This window comes from Sphingobium sp. VMM (genome assembly GCF_056790315.1).
In genome coordinates this window covers 76535-98299 of the sequence record NZ_JBXGSI010000002.1, presented here as the reverse complement: position 1 = coordinate 98299, position 21765 = coordinate 76535, and the positions used below count along the sequence as shown (strand labels likewise).

The following is a 21765-nucleotide window of genomic DNA, read 5'->3' as shown; positions in this document are numbered from 1 at the left end:
TGTCCAGTATTTGCGCATCCACATAATCTTGGGAAGAGGCGTGAAATCCGGTGCGGCACCCTGGCGGGGGCGGCTTCCGGGGTAAACGTCCATATGTGCGGGGACATTTCAGGCGATGATTCAGGGTATCAAGCGCGTCATATTCTCTCTGCTGGCGGTTGCGGCGGTAGGTTTGCCGGGGGCGGCACAGGCGACTGGTCCGCAGACCTTCGCCAACCGCTGCTCCATGTGCCATCAGCCCTCGGGCGCGGGCCTGCCGGGCCAGTTTCCGCGTCTCAACGGCCGGGTCGCGCAGATCGCGACCAGCCCGGAGGGGCGGCGCTATCTCGCCATGGTGCTGCTCTATGGCATCTATGGCCCGATCACCGTGGACGACAGGAAGATCACCGGCCTGATGCCCGGCATGGGCACCATGTCCGATCAGGATATTGCCGATGTGCTGAATCATGCGGTGTCGCTCAAGAAGGCGGCCAAGCCCGCCGCGCCCTTCACCGCGGCGGAGGTCGCCAAGGTGCGCGCCGGCGGCAAGCAGACCGCGGCGCAGGTCGCGGCCGAACGCGGCCGTCTGGCGGGCAAGGGACTGATCCCGTCCTGATCCGGGCGGCCATCCTATAACTCTATGCTATGGGATAGTCGGTCTTGAGCGGTTAAATGGCGGTGCCGGGCTGTGGGATAAGGGGGCTTCAAGGAGATCCCCCATGTCCAACGCCATCGCCACCGTTTCGCTGCGCGGCACGCTTGAAGAGAAATTGCGTGCCGCTGCCGCGGCCGGCTTTGCCGGGGTCGAGATATTCGAGAATGACCTGATCGGGTCGGAATTGGCGCCGCGAGACGTGCGGCGCATGCTGGACGATCTGGGCCTTGCCTGCATGCTCTACCAGCCCTTCCGCGATTTCGAGGGGATGCCGGGCGCGCTGCGCCAGCGCGCCTTCGACCGGGCCGAGCGCAAGTTCGACCTGATGGGCGAACTGGGCACCGATCGCATCCTGGTCTGCTCCAACTGCTCGCCTGCCTCTCTGGGCGAACGGGAGCGGATCGTCGACGATTTCCGGGATCTGGGCGAGCGGGCGGCCAAGCGCGGCCTATTGGTGGGCTATGAGGCGCTGGCCTGGGGCCGGCATGTGTTCGATCATCGCGATGTCTGGTCGATCGTCGAGCAGGTCGACCATCCCCATATCGGCATCATCCTCGACAGCTTCCATTCGCTGTCGCGCAAGATTCCGAGCGACAGCATCCGCGATATCCGTGGCGACAAGATCGTCTTCGTTCAGCTCGCCGATGCGCCGCTGCTCGACATGGACCTGCTCTATTGGAGCCGCCATTTCCGCAACCTGCCGGGGCAGGGCGGGCTGGATGTCGCCGGCTTCGTCGCGGAGATATTGGCCACTGGCTATGACGGGCCGTTGTCGCTGGAAATCTTCAACGACCGGTTCCGCTCCAATGCGGCGACGCTGGTGGCGGAGGACGGGCATCGTTCGCTCGACTATGTGCGCGATGCGGCGCTGCGGCAGTTGGGGCGCCCGTCGACCATGCCCGCGCCGGAGCCGGTGCTGGGCGCCGAATTCGTGGAATTCACCACCGCCAGCGCCGATTCCGCGCGGCTGGGCCGCACGCTGACGACACTGGGCTTCAGCCTTGCCGGCGAGCATCGCCAGAAGAAGGTGACGAGATGGCGCCAGGACGGCGTCAACCTGGTCATCAATGCCGAACCCAAGGGCTTTGCCAGCGCCTATCGTGCGGCGCATGGATCGTCCATCTGCGCGATCGGCGTGCGGGTGAGGGACAAGGCGGCGGTGCAGGCGCGCGCGGCGGCGCTGGGGATCAAGGCCTATAGCGCGGAAGGCCGCCCCGGCCGGATGGCGATGCCGGCGCTGCGCGGGGTCGGCGGCAGCCTGGTCTATCTGATCGACGATAATGAGGTCGAAGGGCTGTGGGCACGGGAGTTCCAAGCGATCGAGGCAGCGCCCGATGCGCCGGTCCATGCCCATGGCTTCGACCATCTCGCCGCCGTCGTCCATAATGACGAATTCCTGTCCTGGCAGCTTTACTGGCGCGCCCTGTTCGGGCTGGAGGCCAAGGCGGCGCAGGATGTGATCGATCCGTCGGGACTGGTGCATAGCCAGGCCTTGCAGGCGCCCGACGGCGCCTTCCGCGTGACACTCAATGCGTCGGACGCGCGCGAGACGCTGTCGTCCCGCTTCCTCGACCAGGGGATTGGCGGCGGCTATCAGCATGTGGCGCTGGCGACCGACGATATCTTCGCGACGGCGCAGGCATTGCGGGATGAGGGCGCCGCGGTGCTGACCATCCCGGCCAATTATTATGCGGACATCGCCGCGCGCTTCGGCTTTGACGATGCGCTGGTGGCTCGGATGCAGGCGCTGGGCATCCTCTATGACGAGGACGCCGATGGGCACGGCTTCTGGCAGCTTTACAGCCGCGCTTTCGACAAGCTGTTCTTCTTCGAGTTCGTCCAGCGCGATCGTGGCTATACGGGCTATGGCGCACCCAATGCCGGCGTCCGGCTGGCCGCACAGAACCGGTTCCGCGCCGAGAACCCGGTCGATTGAGCGGGGTCAGAGGATCAGCTTGATCGTCATGCCGGCCACCACCGCATCGGGATAGCGGCTCGTCGCCCCGACGCGGTGGATATATTGGAGGTTGGGGCGCAGCAGCAATGCGCGGGTCGCCTGCCAGCCATAGAAGATTTCGCCGCTTGCTTCCCAGCGCTGCGGATCGACATCCTGTCCCAGCATCTGCTGGTCGCGCTGCCGATCGGCGATGCGCGGATTGACCCTGGCATAGACGAGGCCGAGGCCGAAATTGTCCCTGGGCCGATTGTCCCACAGGCCGCGCGCGACGAAGCCGCCGCTCAGGAACAGGGGCACGCGCGCGGTCGCCCGGTCGGACAGGGTCATGGTGCCGAACAGCGACAGGCCGCGTTCGCCGGGGCCGAAGCGGACGATCATCTTTTCCGCCATGGCCCAGGCGCTCCACCGTTCGCGCCGGGTGGCCGGGGCGAGGCCGGACAGGGCGTAGGAATCGCCATTGGCGTCGGCATAGACGTCGGGCTTGTCGGTCGTGTCGATGAGGCCGCCGACCCGGACCAGGCCGGGCAATTGCCCCGCGCCCTGGCCCGATTTCCAGCCCAGTTCGACCGGCAGGACGACACTGTCGAAACGCGGCGCCAGTTGCCAGCCATTGCCGGTCTGGGCGCGGATGCTGTTCACTTCGAAGGCGGCGACGCTGATGCTCAGCCCATGGCCGATGTCCTGCCGGGCGCGGATGCCCCAGCGCGGGATCGGGAAGCCGGAAAAGCCGCTATTGTAGAAGAGCGTGGTCGGGCGCGGGCAGAAGGCGAAATTCTGGAACTGGCAGCCCGAGGGCAAGGTCGCGAAATCGTCGCCCGTATGATAGAGGCCGATCTTGAGCGCGGTCCGGCCGCCGTTCAACTGCTGCTCATAGCTCAGTTCCGCCGGGCGCAGATCCTGCCCGCCGCCGAACAGTTCCTGCACCTCGAACAGATTGCCGATGCGGGTCGCGGTCAGATCCTGCCCCTTGCGATGGATGATCGTCGCGATGATCTTCCCGCCTGAAAGGCCGAACGCCTTGCCGGTGTCGACGACCGCCGATGCCAGCAATTGCTGGGTATAGGCTGCGCCCTGATCGCGCCCGCCGCTGATCGATGCGGCGCTTTCGGAGACATAGGAGAAGGTGAGGTTGACGCCGCTGTCCTTGAGCCGTGTGCGCCAGCCGGCCTGGGGCGCGGCCGGCGGCGGGGGTGGGGGCGTCTGTGGTCCGGCGGGCGGCCCCTGCAATTGCGGCGCGGGCTTCACCGCTTCGGCGACCTGGACGGGCAGGACGATGGCGGGCGGGCTGTCGGCGATCATGGCGCGACAGCCGCATCGGTCGCGCGGGCGAAGTCCGCCAGCATGCGGTTGCTGTCCGGTGCGACCGCTGTGAACAGGGCGAAGGCATGGGCCGCCTGCATCACCGCCATGCCGCCGCCGGTCAGTATGGCGCAGCCCTTGGCCTGCGCCGCCACCAGCAACGGGGTGTGCAGCGGGAAATAGATGATGTCCGACACCCATTGATCGGGCGTCAGCAGATCGGGATCGAAGGGCAGGCCGGGATGGCTGAGCATGCCGATCGGGGAGGTCTGGACCACGCCATCGGCGCCGGCTATGGCATCGGCCGCATGGGCCATGGCCTGCACCTGCGCCGCCGGGAAGAGCGCGCCAAGCCGATCGGCCAGCGCCGCCGCGCGGTCCTGTGCCGGATCGACGATGGCAAGATGCGTCGCGCCAAGGTCGAGATGGGCATAGCCGACCGCTGCCGCAGCGCCGCCTGCACCGATCATCGCGATCCGGCCGCGCGGGCGATCGGCAAGGCCTGCGACTAAATGGGCGCGATAGCCCGACCAGTCCGTATTGTCGCCATGCGCCCGGCCGTTGCGGAACAATATGGTGTTGACCGCGCCCAATGCCCGCGCCGCGTCGGACAGGCTGTCGAGCAAGGGGATGACCGCCTGCTTGAAGGGATGGGTGACGTTGATCCCGTCAAAGCCCATCGCGCCCAGCATCGGCAGCAGGCGGGGCAGGTCGTCCGCGTCATAGCCCATCCGATCGGCATCGAGGATGCGGTAGACGAGGGTCAGGCCGAGCGCCTTTGCCTCCGTCTCGTGCATGTGCGGGCTGCGCGATCCGGCGATGCCCTGGCCGATCAGGCCGCAGAGAATGGACGCGCGGGGGCGATCCGCGACGGGCGCGGGGGACTGGAACATGGCATTATCCTTGGAAGAGGGGCGGTCAGTCGGCCTTGGGCAGGCGGATCATCGCGGCGCAGATGCCCGCGATGACGGCTGGCACCGCGAAGACACCGAAGATGACAGGCAGTGAGACTTTCGCCGCGAGCAGGAAGCCGCCCAGCATCGGCCCGATCACTGCGCCGATCCGGCCGACGCCCATGGCCCAGCCGATGCCGGTGCCGCGTGCTTCGGGCGGATAGAGGCTGGCGGCGAGCGGGTAGCAGCCGTTGAAGCCGCCCTGGACGAAGACGCCGATCAGGAAGGCGGTGGCGAGCGTCGCGATCAGCGGCATGGTGACCGATCCGAACAGGACCAGCGTGACGGCGGCGGCCGACATATAGCCCAGGATCAGACGGCGCAGGTCGAAATGGGTGCCGGCTATGCCGATCAGGGTCACGCCGACAAAGGCACCGATATTGTAGATGGCGCCGGCATAGATGGCGTCCTTGGCCGGCAGGCCGGCCTCGACCGCCAGCTTGGGGATCCAGCTGATGACGAAATAGAGCGTCATGAAGCCGGAGATGGTAGCCATCCACAGCAGGATGGTGCCGGTCGCGCGGCCATCGGTCAGCAGGCCGCGCACACCGGCCTTGTTGGCTTCATGCACCTTCCTGGCGGGCAGCGTGTCGACCGCCGGCTGGCCCATCGAGCGGAGCAGGCGGTTGGCCTTTTCCAGCGCGCCCTTGGGCTGGCGGCTGAGCAGGAAGTCGATGCTTTCGGGCAGCAACAGCCAGACGAAGGGCAGGGACAGGGTGCAGAGGATCGCCGCGCCCAGCAGCATCGCCTGCCAGCCGTAAATGGGCAGCAAGTTGGCGACGATGAAGCCGGTGATGGTGGCGCCGACCGGATAGCCGGCCTGGAGGAAACCGACCGCGAAGGTGCGATGCCGGGGCGGGGCATATTCGGCGGTGAGCGCTGCCATGCTGGCCAGCACCGTGCCGATGCCGATGCCGACGATGAAGCGGCTGACGATCAGTTCGCCGATATTGGCGGCCATGGCCGAGCCGAACATGGCGCCGGCCATCATCACCAGCGAGGCGAGGATCAGCTTGCGGCGGCCGAACCTGTCGGCCATCGGCGCGATCAGCAGGCCGCCGGCGGCCATACCGGCCAGCCCGGCGCTGAACACCACGCCCAGCCGTTCGGGCGTCACCTGCCAGTCGGTCGACAGGGCGGGGGCGATATAGGACAGGATCAGCACGTCCATGCCGTCAAGCATGTTGAGGATGAAGCAGATGGCGACGACCAGTATCTGGCGCGCGGTCCATAGGCTGTCCGATGCGACGGGCGCAGCCTGGCCGTCAACGGTCACATAGGGCCGCACGGACACGCTGCCGGTGGCGGAATAGCTGGCCATCTCGAATAATGCCTTTCATCCTCTCGCGGCGCCCTGCGCCCTTGCCTTGCTTGTCCGGTGGCCTGTCGGCTTCTATTCTGCGGATGGCTATGCCTCATCCATTCAATAGGTAATTTCCACCGCTCCAGATGCGCTTCGCTATATCGCTATGTTATGGCTTTGGCGGGCGCGGCAGGGCGAGCATCGCACTGCGGGCAATCTCCTCGAAGGTTTCGCCGATGATGGCGCGCGGCGATTCCATATTGCGGTTGATATAGACCGGAAGCACGCCGGGGTCTTCAAATTCCAGGAAGCGGACGGTGTCGGCATGGGGCTGCATCGCGGTGAAGCTGTCGACCAGCGCCACGCCCATGCCGTTCGCGACGAAGGCGACCGCGGTTTCGGCGAAGCGGATATAGGTGGAAACGTCCGGTTCCTGCCCGGCGCGGGCGAACATGTCGGTGATGATCCGCCCATGGGGCGTGTCGGGGCGGAAGGATTGCAGTTGCGCGCCGGCAAGGTCCGCCACGCCGATCCGGTCGCGATCCGCCAGTGGATGATGGCTGGGCACGGCGCAGACCATGCGCCCGGCGCCGATCCGGCTGGACAGGATGTTGGGATGATCGATCGGAAAGACGGTCAGCGCATATTCGCCGCGCTGGAGCGCGAGATAATCGATCGCCTGTTCGACCGAGAGAATGTCGAACTGGATGGTGAGGCCGGGATAATTGGCGCTGAGGCGGGCCAGCATCTGGGGCAGGATCGAATGGCCGAGCGAGGGCGATGCGCCGACGCGAAAGGTCTTGTCCTCCCCCTTGGCCAGCCGGCGGATGACATGGGCGAGATCGTCGAAGCCCTTGTAGATGCGTTCGATCTCCTCGAACAGCACGCCCGCTTCCTGGGTCGGCACCAGCCGGCCGCGGGTGCGGTCGAACAGGCGGAACTGCAGCCTGTCCTCCATATGGCCGAGCATCCGGCTGAGGCCGGGCTGGGACGTGCCGAGCATCCGCGCGGCGCCGCTGACCGTCTTGGTAATCATGACGGCGCGGAAAATTTCTATCTGTCGAACCGTGAGCATCGAACGTCCATGATCCTGCACCGGATGGATAGCGCGTGCTAGCCCAGCGGGGCGGCGCATGAAAGCCCGCCGCGTGCGTGCCGGTCGTTCGAAGGCGGGTTTTCAATGTGCGCGGGCAGGGGGCAAGGGGTTGCCCGCGCACATCGATCAGCCAGGGATCAGAAGCGAACCTTGGCGCCGACCGTCATGTAACGGCCGATCGTGTCATAGTGGATCGCGCCATAGGTGGTCAGCGGCGGATCGCGGTCGAACAGGTTGTTGACGTTGGCGAACAGGGTAAACTTGTCGACATTCACCTGGGCACCGAGGTCGACATAGACGCGGGCGGCGATGTCGTTGTTGGCGATATCCAGCGCATGGTTGAACTTGCCGCCGCCGACATAGCGGACGCGGGCGTCGACCGAGACGTCCTGGCTGCTGTAGTTGATCGACCCGGTGGCGCGCCAGTGCGGCGTGCCGAAGCTGACATTGTCGCCCACGTCACCGGCGCGGTCGACGCTGGTCATGCCGTCGTTGATCAGCACCTTGTCGACATAGGTGGCAAGGCCGCGGAAGCGCATCGTGCCGCCCAGGCCGCCGCTCACCTTGCTCAGCGGCAGGGTGTAGCTGGCCTCGATATCCACGCCGGCGGTCTTGTATTCGGCCAAGTTGATATAGGTGGTGTAGATGGTGGTCGGGGCACCGGCAGTGTCACGCACGATCTGGCTGCACAGGTCGGTATTGCCGTTGGCGCAACCGCTGATGACGTCCTGCGCACCCAGCGAGGTGATCGCGTCCTTGAGCTTGATGTTGTAATAGTCGACCGACAGGTTGAAGCCCGGCAGGAAGGTCGGCGTGAACACCGCGCCGGCGGTCAGCGTGCTGCCGATTTCGGGCTTCAGGTTCGCATTGCCGCCGCCATAGCGGGTGATCGAGTAGGTGCTGCCATTTTCCGCGACCGTGGTGAAGCTGGTCGTGGTGGTGGTGTAGAGTTCCGCCAGGCTGCCGGAGCGGATGTCACGCGAACGCGACACGCGCAGCAGCAGATTGTCGAAGATGCGATCGGTCACACCCAGCTTCCACGACCAGATGCCACCGCTGGTGCTGTAGCGGCTGTAGCGGGCCGCACCGTTGACATCGAGCTTGCTGAACGGCTGGTCGAGCAGCGGGATGGCGACTTCGCCGAACGCTTCCTGGACGTTGAACCCGCCGTCGAGCGGCGAGAAGTTGAAGCGGCTGAAGCCCTTGGCGGCCGAGGTGGCGTCGAGGCTGTTGGTGACCTGCTCTTCCCAGCGGGCTTCCGCACCGAAGGCGACCGAAACCGGGCCGGCCCAGGTGGAGAAGGGATCGCCGCGCAGGCTGGCGCCGGCGCTGTCGAGCTTGGTGGTGTAGACGACGCGGGCGACATTGCCGAACACATAGTCGATCGCGTCCTGGCTGGCGGCGCCTTCGCCCAGGATGTTGAGCGGGCGGCAGGCGGTCGTCGGATCGGTGAGCGCGGTGCGGCAGACGATATTGCCGCTGCTGTCGGTCACGGCATCCAGCGCGGCGGTCAGGTTCGCGCCGGTGATCTGGTTGTCATAGCTCTGCATGTTGCGGTTTTCGCCATGGCTGTAATAGGCCGAATAGCGCCATTTGCCGTCCGCGAAGCTGCCATCGACGCCGATCGCGCCTTCCACATTCTGGCGATAATAGCCGAAGGTGCGATAGCCATAATCCTCGAAGAAGCGGCCGACCTTGATGCTGGTCTCGCCGGCGGCGGCGAGCTGATCGCGGATCGACTGCGACAGATAGGGATTGCTGGCCGACAGGGTGTAGGTGCCATTTTCCGCATAGAAGGGATATTTGGCCCAGATGCGGCTGTAGCTGCCGTCCGCCCAGAAGGTGGCGTCGCCAACCTCAAAGCTGGCGCGGGCATAGCTGTTGACGCGCTGATAAGGGTTGGTCAGCGCATATTCGTCGTTGGTGGCCACGCCTTCGCCGCCGACCATGGTCGAACCGCTGATCTGGCTGCCGTACTGGAAGGCGCGCAGCGTGCCGTCCGAATTGAAGGTCTGGCCCTTGAGCGTGCCCGAGGTGATCAGGCCGCCGAGGCTGGTGGTCGAGCTGTTGACGTCGCGCACCAGGATATAGTCATGGTCGCCCGTGGTCGGCGAGAAGAGGTTGGCGCTGCCGACATTCTTGCGCGAGTTGCGGTCGAGAATGCCCTCGTCATTCTGATATTCGGCGCCGATCATGAAGTGGCCGCGGCCGTCGGCGAAATGGGTGCCGAAGGTGCCGTCGAAGCTGTAGCGATAGCCGTCGCCGCGCGACGACACGCCGTTCTGCGCGCCGATGGTCAGGCCTTCCAGATCATCGTCGAGCATGATGTTGACGACGCCGCCGATCGCGCCCGAGCCCCAGGCTGCGCTGGCGCCGCCGGTGACGATCTCGACCCGCTTCACCAGGCCCTGCGGCACGGTGTTGAGGTCCGACGAGCCGGTGAAGCGGCGGTTGTTGAGCAGGGTCAGGGTGCGGGTGACGCCCAGGCCGCGAAGGTCCATCGCCGACGAGGAGGAGTTGGTGTTGGCGACGGTGCTGGCCGGCGACTGGGTTGCGCGGAACTGCGGCAGGTCGTTCAGCACCTGCGCGATGCTGGGACGGGCGCCCTGGCGCAGTTCGCTTTCGCCCACGACGGTGGTCGGGGTCGGCGCGTCGAAGCCCTTGCGGTCGATGCGCGAACCGGTGACGACGATCGAACCGGCGTCATCGTCGGCGGCGGGCGTGCTGTCCTGTGCCATGGCGAGCTGCGCCGAGGCGAGGGACAGGACCAGAGCGGCCCCGGCGCTGCCCGCCATCAGCAGGCGGCGAAATCCAGTGTCTTCAATACGCATTTCCAATAGTCCCCTTTTGCTCTTGCTTTGTTGTGGCCGCGACCCGAGCGGCTCTTGTGTGATGGCTGAAAATCAGTCGGCGACGCGGCGGAAGGCGACGTCGTAGGCACGCCCTTCGCCAAAGCGCAGCGCGGTGACCGCGCCCGATGCGTCGCGTTCGAACTTGACGGTGATGCGGCCCGCGCCCGGCGCGGCCTCGCCGGTGAAGACGTCGGCATAGGCGGGGCTGAGCGGCGTGTTGTACCAGCGCGGGCCGCTATAGGTCAGCGTGTCGCCCTGCTGCTTGAAGCTGAGGCAGGCGAAGGTGTCGACGCCGCAGAAGCGGCCGACATAGGGCTTGGCGTCGAAGGCGGTGACGGCATCGACCTTGCGATAGGCGATCTTCTCGCCCTCGCGATGTTCCAGCGTCAGGCCGGTCTTGCCAAAGGCGAAGATATCCTCGCGCTGGGCCCAGCGGCCCGGACCCACCGGGGTCAGCACCCGGCCGTCTGCGCGCAGATTGCCCTTGTCGTCGCTGTCGAAGCGGACCGGGAAGCCGGTCATGCTGTCGGCATAGGTGCCCGAGGGCAGCGGCCCCTTGGGGGTATAGGTCTTGGCCTTGTAGGCGGGCAGGAAGATGTCGGCGACATCGCGGCCCAGCACCGGCGTGTCGGCATTGCCGGTATTGCAGAGCAGCGACACGGCCAGCTTGTGCTGCGGATAGCGGGCCATCCAGGCGCGGTAGCCGCCGGTCGACCCGCTATGGCTGACTTCCTGCTGGCCATGATGGTCGAGGTTCACCAGCGCCAGCGCATAGGCGATCGGCGTGCCGTCATTGAGCTTGGTCGGCGTCTGCATCTGCGCGGTGAAGCCGGCGCCGAACGTGTCGGCGTCGAGCGCCGCCTGCCACTTCACCAGATCGCCGACCGTGGTCAGCAGGCCGCCATTGCCATAGGCGTCCTCAATCACCTGGTCGTTGCGATAGACGCCATCGTCGAATTCATAGGCACCGGTGCGGCCCGGCACGACATCGCCATGATCGTCGCGCCAGCGTGTGTGGGTCATGCCCAGCGGCTTGAAGATATGGTCCTGGGTGAAGTCGGCGAGCGACTGGCCGCTGACCCGCGCGACGATGATGGCGAGCAGGTTATAATTGCTGTTGCTGTAGAGATAATGGCTGCCGGGCGCGAAGTTCAGTTCCTTCTGGCGCGCGACGATGTTCAGCATGTCCTGATTGTCGGCGGTGCGGCTGTTGCGCGGCCAGCCCTCGATCGCGGCGACCGAGCCCCAGTCGCGCAGGCCGCTGGTGTGGTGCAGCAGGTGGCGGATCGTGACCGGGGTGCCGTAATCGGGCATTTCCGGCACGACCTTGCGGATGTCATCGTCCAGCGACAGCTTGCCGGCATGTGCCAGCATCAGGGTCGCGGCGGCGGTGAACTGCTTGGAGTCCGATCCGGCCTCGAAGATGCTGTCCGGGGTGAGGGGGACGCCCAGTTCCAGGCTGGCCATGCCATAGGCGCGGGTAGCGATCGCCTGGCCATTGCGCGAGACGGCGACGGCGCAGCCGGGGGCGGTCTCGCTGTTCCAGCGCGCAAACAGCGCGTCGAGACGGGCGAGCGATGCGGCATCAGCCGGGGCCGGGCTGGCCGATTGCGCCATGGCGGCAGCGGGCAGTGCCGCAGCCATGCAGATGAGCGCCCCCGCGAGCGAGGACCGAACGGTCGTCATATCTATTTTCCCCTTGTGCGCCCGAAGCGCTCTTGCCGCGCTGCGATCTGTTTTTTCTGGCGGCGCGTACGGCGGAAAATCCGTCGTCGTCCGTCTTTCCTGGCGAGTCCTAACCGGAGTCGCTGTCACGAACCTGACACAGAGAGGGGTGGGGCGGCCGATCTTGCAATCAACGGCAAGATAAGGGCTTTTTATTTGGTATTTGCATTCCTGCTGCGGATGCGTATCGCAATTTAATGTCGATCGAGGGTGCCTGCCGGGATCGGTAGGAGTGCTGTAATGCGTTTGTTGCTGGTGGAAGATGATGAGCGTCTGGCGCGGGGGATCATGGCCTCGCTGGAAGGCGCGGGCTTTGCCGTCGACATATTGACCAGCGGCGAGGATGCGCTGCGGCTGGCCGATCAGGAACCCTATAGCGCGATCATCCTGGACCTGGGCCTGCCCGATCTGGACGGCCTGGAAGTGCTGAGCCGGCTGCGCGCGCGCGGTGCGCGGACGCCGATCATCATCCTGACCGCACGTGACATGATCGACGACCGGATCAATGGTCTGGATCGCGGGGCCGACGATTATATGGCCAAGCCGTTCGATCCGCGCGAGCTGGAATCGCGGGTCCGCGCGCTGGTGCGACGCAGCCAGGGCACACTCGATCCGGTGCTGCGCATCGGCACGCTGACCTTCGACCGGTCCAGCCGCACTGTCTATCTGGAAGGCAGCATGATCGACCTGCGCCGACGCGAACTGGCGGTGCTGGAGACGCTGATGGGCCGGCCGGGCAAGGTGGTGGCCAAGGAAAGGCTGTCGGCCGAAGTGTTCAACTTCGACGATGCCGTCACGCCCAATGCGCTGGAGGTCTATGTCGGCCGCCTGCGCCGCAAGTTGCAGCCGTCCGGCCCGTCGATCCGCACGATCCGCGGGCTGGGCTATATGATCGAAGCGGCCTGAGCGCCGGACTGATCGACCGCCACGCACATGCGCAGATTGTCTTCCTCGCTGCGGCTGCGCCTGACGGGGGCGGTGATGATGCCGCTGACGGCGCTGGTGCTGGTCTTTTCCGTCATCACCGCACTGGTCAATCACAATACGGAGGCGGACACGGTCGATCGGGTGCTGGTGGGGTCGGTCCGGACGCTCAGCCTTGCCTATAACAGCCCGCCGGCCGACCAGAAGCGGCTGGTGCCGCTGGTCATTCACCTGCTTCAGCGCCGCGCCCGGCCGGTGGTCCATTACAGCGTCTATCGTGGCGATACGCTGGTCGCCGGCGATCCCAGCCTGAAACCGCCTGCCGACTATCGCGCGGACTGGGACGGCGTGACCGATCGCCATCCGCCCGCGACCTTCAAGAATGCCTATCGCAAGACGCCGCTGGTGCGCGGCTATCTCGATCCGGCGGACGCCCATTATGTTACCCAGGCGGCCTATCTGCGCAGCAGCACGCTGCACGGCAAGCCGGTGCGGATCGCGACCGAGATGCGCCGTGCCTATGGCGATGACAAGCTGATCGCGATCCAGATTGCCGACTATCTGGATGATCGGTCCGCCTATGAACGGCTGTTCCTGCGCCAGGTGCTGCTGGTCGGCGTCGCGGTGCTGCTGGTCACCGGGCTGCTCTTCTGGTGGGCGATCCGCTGGGGACTGCGACCGCTGTCGGACCTGACGGGGCAGGTGGAGGCCGCCCGGCGCGAGGCGTCGCCGGCTTTCCGCATGGAAATGGCGGAAGCCACGCCGGTCGAGATCAAGCCGTTCGTCGCGGCCTTCAACGGGCTGATGGCGCGGCTGGAGCGGGCGACCAATTCGCTGCGGCAGTTCACCTCCAACGCCTCGCACCAGATGCGCACGCCGCTTGCCGTGGCGCGGGTCCATCTCGATGTGCTTGATCGCTATGGCGCGGCCTCGCCCCAGGGCAAGGCGGCGTTGCAGGATATTCCCCACGCCATCGACAGCCTCGAACAATTGCTGCGCCAGTTGATCGCGCTCGCCCGCAGCGAGGAGGATGGCGACATGCGGATGGTACCGTTCGACCTGTCCGAAGTTGCCGCGGACGTGATCGCCGATCGCGCGGCCCAGGCGCCGGCCGATATCGAGATCGGCTATGACAAGGCGATGGTCGGTCCGGCCATGGCAGTCGGCCAGCCGGGGCTGGCGGCGGAGCTGATCGGCAATCTGCTCGACAATGCGATTCGCTACAATCGGCCGGGCGGCACGGTGACCGTCCATCTCTATCGCCGCGAGGGGCAGGCGATGGTCGATATCGACGATGATGGTCCGGGCATTCCCGAGGCTCAGCGCGAGAAGGTGTGGGACCGTTTCTACCGCATGCCGGGCAACAGCGCGACGCCGGGCACCGGCCTTGGCCTGCCGATCGCCCGCGCGCTCGCCGACCGGATGGGCGCGCAGATCAGCCTGGCCGACGGACGGACCGGCCGAGGGTTGTGCGTCACCATCGCGTTTCGCGCCGAATAGGCTCGCCGAACAGAAAAGCCTGTCCCGGCGACAGGTTCATGTCAGCCCGACCGGCTATCCCCGACACAAAGTTACAAAGGGGAAGTCCGTTGATGCTGTCCAAGATTCTTCGCCGCCGCGCGGTGCGCAGCCTGTCGCTGGCCGGCGCCGCGCTGATGCTGACCGCGCCGATCACGGCCCATGCCGAGGAAGAGGAAAGCGGCGGCCAGCTGTCGACCCGCCGCGTGCCGACCAGCCCGATCGCCGGTGATTTCAGCTTCGCGGCGGTCGGCGACCTCATCTATCTGCGGCCGATGCTGGCGACGATCGAGCAGCAGTCGCCCGACATGCTGCGCATCCTGCGTGGCGCGGACGTGACCTTCGGCAATTTCGAGACGACCGCGCTCGACCTCAAGACCTTCAAGGGCTCGCCGCAGGCGGAGTCGGGCGGCACCTGGATGCTGGCCGATCCCGCCGTCCCGGCCGATGTGGCGAAGATGGGCATCGACATTGTCGGCCATGCCAACAACCATGCCACCGACTGGGGCGTGGAGGGGCTGTATGACACGCTGGCGCTGCTCGACGGCGCGCATATCGTCCATGCCGGCACCGGCCGGTCGATGACCGCGGCCCGTGCGCCGGCCTATTATGACGGGCCGCATGGCCGCGTCGGGCTGGTGTCGGCCACCACCAGCTTCACGCCGATGACGCCGGCCTCCGATCCACTGGGCCAGGTGCCCGGCCGTGGCGGCGCCAACACCATCCGCAGCGTCGAGGTCGGCCTGGTGTCCGATACCGACCTGGCGACGATCGCCCGGCTGGCGGGCACCAAGGCGGGGGCGCCGGTCAAGATGAAGGGCCGCGAATATCGGACGACGACAACCCCGACCGCACCGATGACGATCGAATATGATCTCAACGCCAGGGATGTCGCCGCCAACATGCTGGCCGTGCGCCAGGCCAAGCAGAATGGCAATTTCGCCGTCTTCTCGCTGCATAATCATGAGCCCGGCAATGCCAGCCAGACGCCCGCCAATTTCGCCCAGGGTCTGGCCCATCAGGCGATCGATGCCGGCGCGGACGCCTATGTCGGCCATGGCCCGCACCAGCTGCGCGGGATCGAAATCTACAAGGGCAAGCCGATCTTCTATTCGCTCGGCAACTTCGCGATGATGAACAACAGCCTGGATGACCTGCCGGCCGACATGTACGACCAGTTCGGCATCACGCCGGGCAGCGTGACCGCACCCGAACTGCTGCAGGCGCGCGGCGCGAAGGAATTTGGCGATCCCAACCTCTATGAAACGGTAATCGCGGTGAGCCATTACAAGGATGGCCAGTTGAGCGAAATCCGCCTCTATCCCGTCGACCTGGGCGTCAACGCGACGGGTGCGGGCAAGGGCGTGCCGCACCTGGCCGATGCCACGGTCGGTGCGCGCATCCTGGAACGGCTGCAGCGCCTGTCCACGCCGTTCGGCACGAAGATCGAAACGGTCAAGGGCGTGGGCGTGATCCGCGTGGCAGCTTCGCGCCCCTGATCGAATGGCGGCTTCAGGGGCGCAGGACGGCGCCCCTGAAGCCGCCTTGTCCTATTCCGCGCTGTCGAGCGCGAAGAGGTCGAGCCGTTCGGCCAGCGCGGCATCGTCCAGATGCTGCGGGTTGGCGGCGCGCATCTGGGTGCGGGCATGGGGCTTGATGCGGACGGCTTCGGCGCTGGCATTGTCGCCATGGCGGAACACGTCGATCACGCTGTCGAGATTTTCATAGACGACCGCGCGCTTTTCCGATGGGGCGGCGATCACCACCTGCAGCCCGATATCGTCGTAAAATTCGAGCAGGGTGCGCTGGTTGGGGCCGTCCATCTTGCTGAACGCCTCGTCGAACACGGCAAGGCCCAGACCCAGCTCCGCCCGCTCATATTGCCGGCGCGCGCCATGATAGATGCTGGCCAGCGCCGCGCCGATCACCACATAATAGGGCACTTGCCGCTCCGCGCCGCTCGCCGTGCCCTTGCGCTTGTCATAGCTGGTGGTGCGCCCCTTGTTCACATCCTTCATGCGCAGGTCGAAGGTGAAATAGTTGCGGTAATCCTGGTAGGCCGAGAAATCGAGGGACTCGTCGCTCAGCAGCCGTTCGACCTCCGCCAGCGCCTGGGCATGTTCGGCGTCGCGCGGGGCGGCCCGGCCAAAGAGGGCGTCGAAGGTCAGTTCGTCATGCTCGCTCTCGCGCGCCAGCCGGTGGAGCGCGGCAAACTCCTCCTTGGGACGGGCATGGAGCGTGTAGATCTCGCCGTGGAGCGGCCGCATCCGCAGCGCGCGGGTGAGGTTGTCCAACTCCGAACGCAGATCGTTGAAGCGGGCGTTCAGCTCATGGATGAAGGCGGTGCGGAACAGCTGGCCGATCTGCTCGGCGGCTTCGTCGGCCTGGCGCCGATACTGGATCAGCTCATTTTCCTCCAGCGCCGCGATATTGGCGGCGAGCCAGGGCTTCACCTCGGTCGCGATCGCGCCGGGCAGGGCAATGGGCGCGCTATTGTCGAAATCGGCGCGGTAATGGCCCAGCGTCTCGCGAATTTCGCCCTGCAACGCCTGATAGGCGTCGCGGGCCTCGTCCGCGCGCTTCATCATCTCCTGCACCAGTCGGGGCAGGGGACGTCCGCGCTGCTGGCGATAGGCCTCGCGCAGGATCGAGAGGCTGGCCGATGAGCGCACCCGATCCTTGAACAGGGCGCGCCGCGAGCGCAGGCAGAGCCAGGAGCCGGGCTGGGCATCGCCCGCATCCAGCCGCCGCTGGATTTCGATCCTGGCCTGGCCAAGCTGGCCGCGCCGGCCGATCAGTTCTTCCTTTTCCTCGGTGGCGCTGCGCAGTTGCAGCTTCACCTTGTCCAGATTGTGCTGGATCGCCGGATCGACCGTCATCGCGATCTTGTCGAGCCGGTGCTGCAATTCGGTGCGGCTTTCCTCATGCTGGTCGATCGCGGCGACCAGCAGGTCGAGCCGGTCGGCCGGATCGACATCGGCCATCAGCGGCAGCAGCTTGCGATGAATATCGTCATGGAACCGCTCGGTTTCGGCATGGACGGCGATCAGCGCCTGCCGATCCTCGATCCGGGCGAGCAGTTCGGCCTCCATCAGCGGGGCTGCGGCCCGGCCGATCTTGAGGTCGCGGGTGCGCAGCACCTCGACCACGATGCCGCTATTATAGGCGCCATCGCGCATGATCGCGCGGCCGCCCGCCAGCAATTCCGCCTGGGTGCCGGCGAGGCGCACCTGACCCGTGCGGAAGCGCAGGAAGGCGATCGCCAGCGGATCGTCGCTGGCAAAGACGGTGGCGAGGGAATCGGTGTCGAAGCCGGGCGGCTGTTCGGCGAGGCGCCGGCTGTTGATGACCCGGCATCCGCGGAAGCCGTCGCGGTTGGCGCGCACGATCTCGACCGCGCGGGACGCATGTTCGGGATCGACCAGGATCGCCTCTCGGTCGCGCCCGAGCAGTGCCTCGGCCGCTTCGCGCCATTGCGGATCGACGATTTCGGCCACCTGGCAGAGCGTGCGCGGGCGCATATTCTCCCGCTCCAGCGCGGCCATCAGGCGGATGGTGCGATCATCCAGGCTCACCTGGCCGGCGCGCGCCTTGTCGCGGCGCGCGACCAGATCGGGCAGTTCGTCCTGCAGGCCACGCCGCTGGGCGATCGCCTGGTCGCGCCGTTCCTGGATCTTGGCGACGCTATCGATGGCGCTGCGGCGGGCGGTGGCGATCAGATCCTCCATCGCCAGCGGATCGCGTGGCCATGTCGGCGGCTCCAGCCCGTCGCTCTGCTGCCGCAGCGCCTCCAGCGCCTGGAACAGGGCGCCGAGTTTCAGGGGCGCGAGCCGCTCGCGATGGTCGAGCAGGCTGGCGCCGAGCGCGGCCGCACGGAAGCGGGCTTCGAGCCGTTGCACCACGCCGGTGCGGGCCAGGTCCACGGCCTTGAGTTCGCTGGCGACCACGGCACGCTTGCCGGCAGCACCCTCCGCCACGGACTGGGCGAGCAGGCTGTCCTGCCGATCGCCCAGTGCCGCGATCTCCGCATCGCAGCGGCCGATATCGTGCTGGATGTCGTCCAGTTCCGCCAGCGTGTCGCGCCGTTCGCGCAGATTGGCGATCAGCGCGGCGCCCGCCTCGATCATGGCGGCGAGGCGGGCGGTGCCACGGGCGACATCCTCCCGTTCCAGCAAGGTGACGAAGCGGGACACAAGTTCGGCCAGCGCCCGCAGCGCGTCGAGCCGCCGTTCCAGCTCATGCACATCCTTCTGGATGTCGCGATAGCGCTGGATGCCCTCGCGCAGCTCGCCGATGTCGATGTCGTTCCGGGCGAGCAGGAAATTATGCACGAAGCCCTCGACCGAGCGCATATCCTCGAACGACAGGGCCATGACGAAGGCGCGGATGAACCGATCCGGATCGCTGTGGCGCCGGCCGGTGAACAGCTGGCGCATATATTCGCGGATATGGTTGCGTGGGCCGTCGGGGCGAATGAGTTGGGTGCCGGCCGCTGTGCAGGCCTGCTCCAGCCGTTCGCGCACCAGGCTCCAGGGCGCCGAGCGCTGCTGCCCGCCGTCCAGATGCTCGATCAGCAGATCGGTATCCACCCGCACGCCGGGCGCGATATAGCGGCCGACCACCTGCGCATCCTCGATCGCGGATGCCTCGACGCACAGGCCCACACTCACCGGCGGACGCAGGCCATCGGGATCGTCGAACGTCAGCACGATGTGGGTGACGGATTCCTGGCGCAAAAATTCATGTTCGTTGAGCTGGCCGAGGCAATAGCCGCGCAGCGTGCGTTCCGACTTGCGGCTGCCGGTTTCGCCGGCGGAACGATTGAACTGATACCAGCGCCGCGAACCGCCGGTCATCACCGCCTGGATGAGGTCGATCAGCGTCGACTTGCCGGAGCGGTTCTGGCCCAGCACGGCGGTGTCGCCGCCGACGGCCAGGTCCTCGCGACCGAACAGATGCCATTGCACCAGTGCGATATGGGCAAGCTGCATCATGCGACCTCCTCCTCGTCGGCGTCATCCAGATCGATGACGGGCTCCTCCGTCTCGCTTTCCTGATAGTCGCCGCCGGCCAGCAATTGTTCGAGATGGGCCATGAACTCCTCGCCCGCGACGGTGGCGATCAGCGCGCGGATGGTGATCGGCATGTCCTCCATCTCGTCGTCGATGTCGCCCATATGGACGATCGCCCGGCGGTCGAGTGCGGTGACCAGTGCCTTGAACTCGTTGATGCCCAGCGTCGCGCGGCGGGCGCGGGCGACCATGTCCTGATAGGCGTCATAGGCGGCGTTGAGCGTCACCATCACGCTGCCATAGCGTTCGACATCGCCTTCCTGGATGCCTTCTTCCCACAATCGGCGGAACAGCAGCAGCACCAGCGTCTCGTCGATCCGCATGCGCGGATGGCCGATCTGTTCGGTGTCGGGCAGGATGCCGGCCCAGCCCTCGCTTTCGCGCACCACCAGCCGGTAGCCGGCGACTTCGAAATAATCCGCCACCAGCCGCTCGACCTCGGGGCGGAGCAGGACTTCGAGCAGCGCCGATGAGCCGCGATCCTGCACATGCAGGAACTGATGGCGCAGCAACTGGCTGATCGCCTGGGTCACGCGGTGCATCCGGCGCGGATCGCGCGCCTCCAGGGTCTGAAATTCACTGAGCATCTTGTATCTCTGGGGTCACGGCATCGCCGATGCGCGAGACGGTGAAGCCCGCGCAGTGCAGCCAGTCATTGTCGATGGTCGATCCGGTATCGACCGAGAAGCGGAAATGGGGCGCCAGATGGTTGGCGATGGTATTGCCCCGGCCGTCGGCATCGGCGGCCAGCACGGACAGGCGCAGCGCTTCGAGCGTCAGGAAATCATCGACCGTCTCGATCGCGAAGCGGCTGGCCTCGCCCGATCCGAAGGGCGCCACGCGCCGTTCGAGGAAGCGGCTCACCTGTTCGGGCGTGACGGCAAGGCGGGCCAGATAGTCCCGGTCCAGCCGCTTGCGCCATTCGCGCAGGGGATCGGGCGGCGGCAGGACCAGCAGGCCGCCCGAAACCGTCGAACGATAGGTGCGCGGCCGAGCAAGCAGGGCGGGGGACCAGTAGGACCGGCGCGGTTCCAGCAGACCGGACATGGACGGCGCCATATCCTGTCCATCCGTCCGGGCGAGCAGCCGATCGAGTTGCAGCAGCATCGGCTCGCTGCGCTGGAGGAAGCTGTTGCCGCGCCGTCCGGCATAGCGGACGGTGTTGCGCAGCCGCGTCTCCAGCCGGCTGCGATGCTGCTGGATGCGCTCGAAAGCCTCCTCTATCTGGTCGAACACGCGCCGCACCTTGTGCAGATCGTCATAGACCAGATCGCGGGCGGCAGACGGATCGGGCGCCAGTCGGGCCTCATTATAGGCTTCGGCGATGGCGGCGACGTCGGCGATCGAATCCTCGATCGCGTCCAGCGCGGTGAAGATGCGATGGCGGAAGCGATAGGGGTGGGAAGTGGTCGAGATGGCCGCATAATCCTGCAGCAGCAGCTTCTCGACGAAATCCTCGAAATAATGGCGCAGCCGGCGGCCGACGCTGTCGCTTTCCACCACCCGCTTGTCGATGTCGCGCAGCGCGCTCAGCACGCTGCGCAGATAGCGGCCGAAGCTGGCGGCGTCGCGCGCCGCCTTGTGCAGGCCGGGCGCATTTTCCCGCGCATTGCGCTGCAGGGCTTCCAGCTCGTTCTTCACCTGGATGACAAGGCCGCCAAGCTGGTCGGACAGGCCTTCGCGCAAGCTGCAGAGAAATTCGGCCAGGCGCATGGCGCCAGCGGGCATGTCGACCGTGACCTTCAGGCCATAGCGGCTCTCTTCGATCCAGCCGGTAGCCTGAAGCCGGTTGTAGATATGCCGGGCGCGCATCATCGCCGCGCTGGTGGCCTGCGCGTCGGCGGCTTCCAGCTTGCGCCGGCGCACGCGGCGGCCCGGTCGCGCGGCCAGCTTGTCCAGTACCACCGGGCTTTCATCCTCGCGCCACAGCTCCGCATTGTCGCCCAGCAGCGTGTAGATCAGCTGGACGACCTCACCCTGGGTCGGGAAATGCAGGTCGGAACGGTAGAAGCCTTCATAGAGGCCGATCAGCACGCGCTCATAGAGAAAGCGGTTCGACCCGGCGAACAGCGCGAAGATATCGGAATGAAGCTGGCCGAACAGCATCAGGCCGCACCATGCGCGGCCGGACGGGACGCGCGATCGGGTGCGGTCGCGGCGATGGAGACATCGCCGGTGCGCTGATGGTCGGACAGAGACGGATGACGGGCAGGCTGGCGCATTGTCCTCGGCGATGCCGGAGAAGCGCCTCCAAGGGCCGGGCGCAGCGTTGCGCTCGACCATAGACAGGGGCTCGTCCGGCAAAAATATGGGTTCGGCCGGCGCAGATGCCATGTTCGGGCGAGCCGGGCAAGCCGATGCCGGAATTGCAGAAAAGAGAGCGCGGTTGACGTATAACTTGTAAATTATGCCGCCAATCCAAGCCCGTTTTC

14 protein-coding genes are annotated in these 21765 nt (G+C 66.3%); 5 read left to right on the top strand and 9 right to left on the bottom strand.

Annotated features, from left to right (window positions below):
• Positions 1-115: 115 nt before the first annotated feature.
• Positions 116-595 carry a c-type cytochrome gene (locus tag ACUCV3_RS03120; RefSeq protein WP_048938458.1) on the top strand — a complete coding sequence of 160 codons (480 nt, stop codon included), beginning with the start codon at positions 116-118 and terminating at the stop codon, positions 593-595.
• Between the two features lie 103 nt (positions 596-698).
• A complete protein-coding gene (locus ACUCV3_RS03115) occupies positions 699-2570 on the top strand; it encodes a bifunctional sugar phosphate isomerase/epimerase/4-hydroxyphenylpyruvate dioxygenase family protein (protein WP_122928261.1) in 1872 nt (623 codons plus the stop codon).
• A 6-nt stretch (positions 2571-2576) separates the two neighbouring features.
• On the opposite strand, the gene ACUCV3_RS03110 is transcribed toward ACUCV3_RS03115, so the two are convergent.
• The 6 genes from ACUCV3_RS03110 to ACUCV3_RS03085 form a co-directional block, all read right to left on the bottom strand.
• Positions 2577-3890 (bottom strand): carbohydrate porin, encoded by a 1314-nt coding sequence (locus tag ACUCV3_RS03110; protein WP_122928260.1) that lies wholly within the window; start codon positions 3888-3890, stop codon positions 2577-2579.
• Entirely contained in the window at positions 3887-4783 is an 897-nt protein-coding gene (locus ACUCV3_RS03105; RefSeq protein ID WP_048938461.1) for a shikimate dehydrogenase, read from the bottom strand. Before ACUCV3_RS03105 ends, ACUCV3_RS03110 begins: the two co-directional genes overlap by 4 nt.
• 25 nt (positions 4784-4808) lie before the next feature.
• On the bottom strand, positions 4809-6164 hold the full coding sequence (locus tag ACUCV3_RS03100; protein ID WP_122928259.1) for an MFS transporter: 1356 nt from the start codon (positions 6162-6164) through the stop codon (positions 4809-4811).
• Positions 6165-6315: 151 nt separating this feature from the next.
• Complete coding sequence (locus ACUCV3_RS03095; RefSeq protein WP_122928258.1) at positions 6316-7221, bottom strand: LysR family transcriptional regulator; 906 nt, start codon at positions 7219-7221, stop codon at positions 6316-6318.
• A 158-nt stretch (positions 7222-7379) separates the two neighbouring features.
• Entirely contained in the window at positions 7380-10073 is a 2694-nt protein-coding gene (locus ACUCV3_RS03090; RefSeq protein WP_122928257.1) for a TonB-dependent receptor domain-containing protein, read from the bottom strand.
• 72 nt (positions 10074-10145) lie between these two features.
• Positions 10146-11780 carry a serine hydrolase domain-containing protein gene (locus tag ACUCV3_RS03085; protein ID WP_122928256.1) on the bottom strand — a complete coding sequence of 545 codons (1635 nt, stop codon included), beginning with the start codon at positions 11778-11780 and terminating at the stop codon, positions 10146-10148.
• Positions 11781-12059: 279 nt separating this feature from the next.
• Between ACUCV3_RS03085 and ACUCV3_RS03080 the strand changes: the two genes are divergently transcribed.
• The 3 genes from ACUCV3_RS03080 to ACUCV3_RS03070 all read left to right on the top strand — a co-directional run bounded on the left by ACUCV3_RS03080 (position 12060) and on the right by ACUCV3_RS03070 (position 15760).
• Entirely contained in the window at positions 12060-12725 is a 666-nt protein-coding gene (locus ACUCV3_RS03080) for a response regulator (RefSeq protein ID WP_010338501.1), read from the top strand.
• A 27-nt stretch (positions 12726-12752) separates the two neighbouring features.
• Complete coding sequence (locus ACUCV3_RS03075; protein ID WP_122928255.1) at positions 12753-14243, top strand: sensor histidine kinase; 1491 nt, start codon at positions 12753-12755, stop codon at positions 14241-14243.
• A gap of 92 nt (positions 14244-14335) precedes the next feature.
• A complete protein-coding gene (locus ACUCV3_RS03070) occupies positions 14336-15760 on the top strand; it encodes a CapA family protein (protein WP_313039303.1) in 1425 nt (474 codons plus the stop codon).
• 51 nt (positions 15761-15811) lie between these two features.
• On the opposite strand, the gene ACUCV3_RS03065 is transcribed toward ACUCV3_RS03070, so the two are convergent.
• The 3 genes from ACUCV3_RS03065 to ACUCV3_RS03055 are packed head-to-tail and all read right to left on the bottom strand — an operon-like array spanning position 15812 to position 21439.
• Positions 15812-19255 carry an SbcC/MukB-like Walker B domain-containing protein gene (locus tag ACUCV3_RS03065; protein ID WP_122928253.1) on the bottom strand — a complete coding sequence of 1148 codons (3444 nt, stop codon included), beginning with the start codon at positions 19253-19255 and terminating at the stop codon, positions 15812-15814.
• The gene (locus ACUCV3_RS03060) at positions 19252-19920 is read right to left on the bottom strand and encodes a DUF4194 domain-containing protein (RefSeq protein WP_048938469.1); all 669 of its coding nucleotides are present in this window, start codon (positions 19918-19920) and stop codon (positions 19252-19254) included. The genes ACUCV3_RS03065 and ACUCV3_RS03060 overlap by 4 nt, the downstream gene beginning before the upstream one ends.
• Positions 19910-21439, bottom strand: a complete 1530-nt coding sequence (locus ACUCV3_RS03055) for a Wadjet anti-phage system protein JetA family protein (protein WP_122928252.1) — start codon at positions 21437-21439, stop codon at positions 19910-19912. The genes ACUCV3_RS03060 and ACUCV3_RS03055 overlap by 11 nt, the downstream gene beginning before the upstream one ends.
• Positions 21440-21765 lie beyond the last annotated feature (326 nt).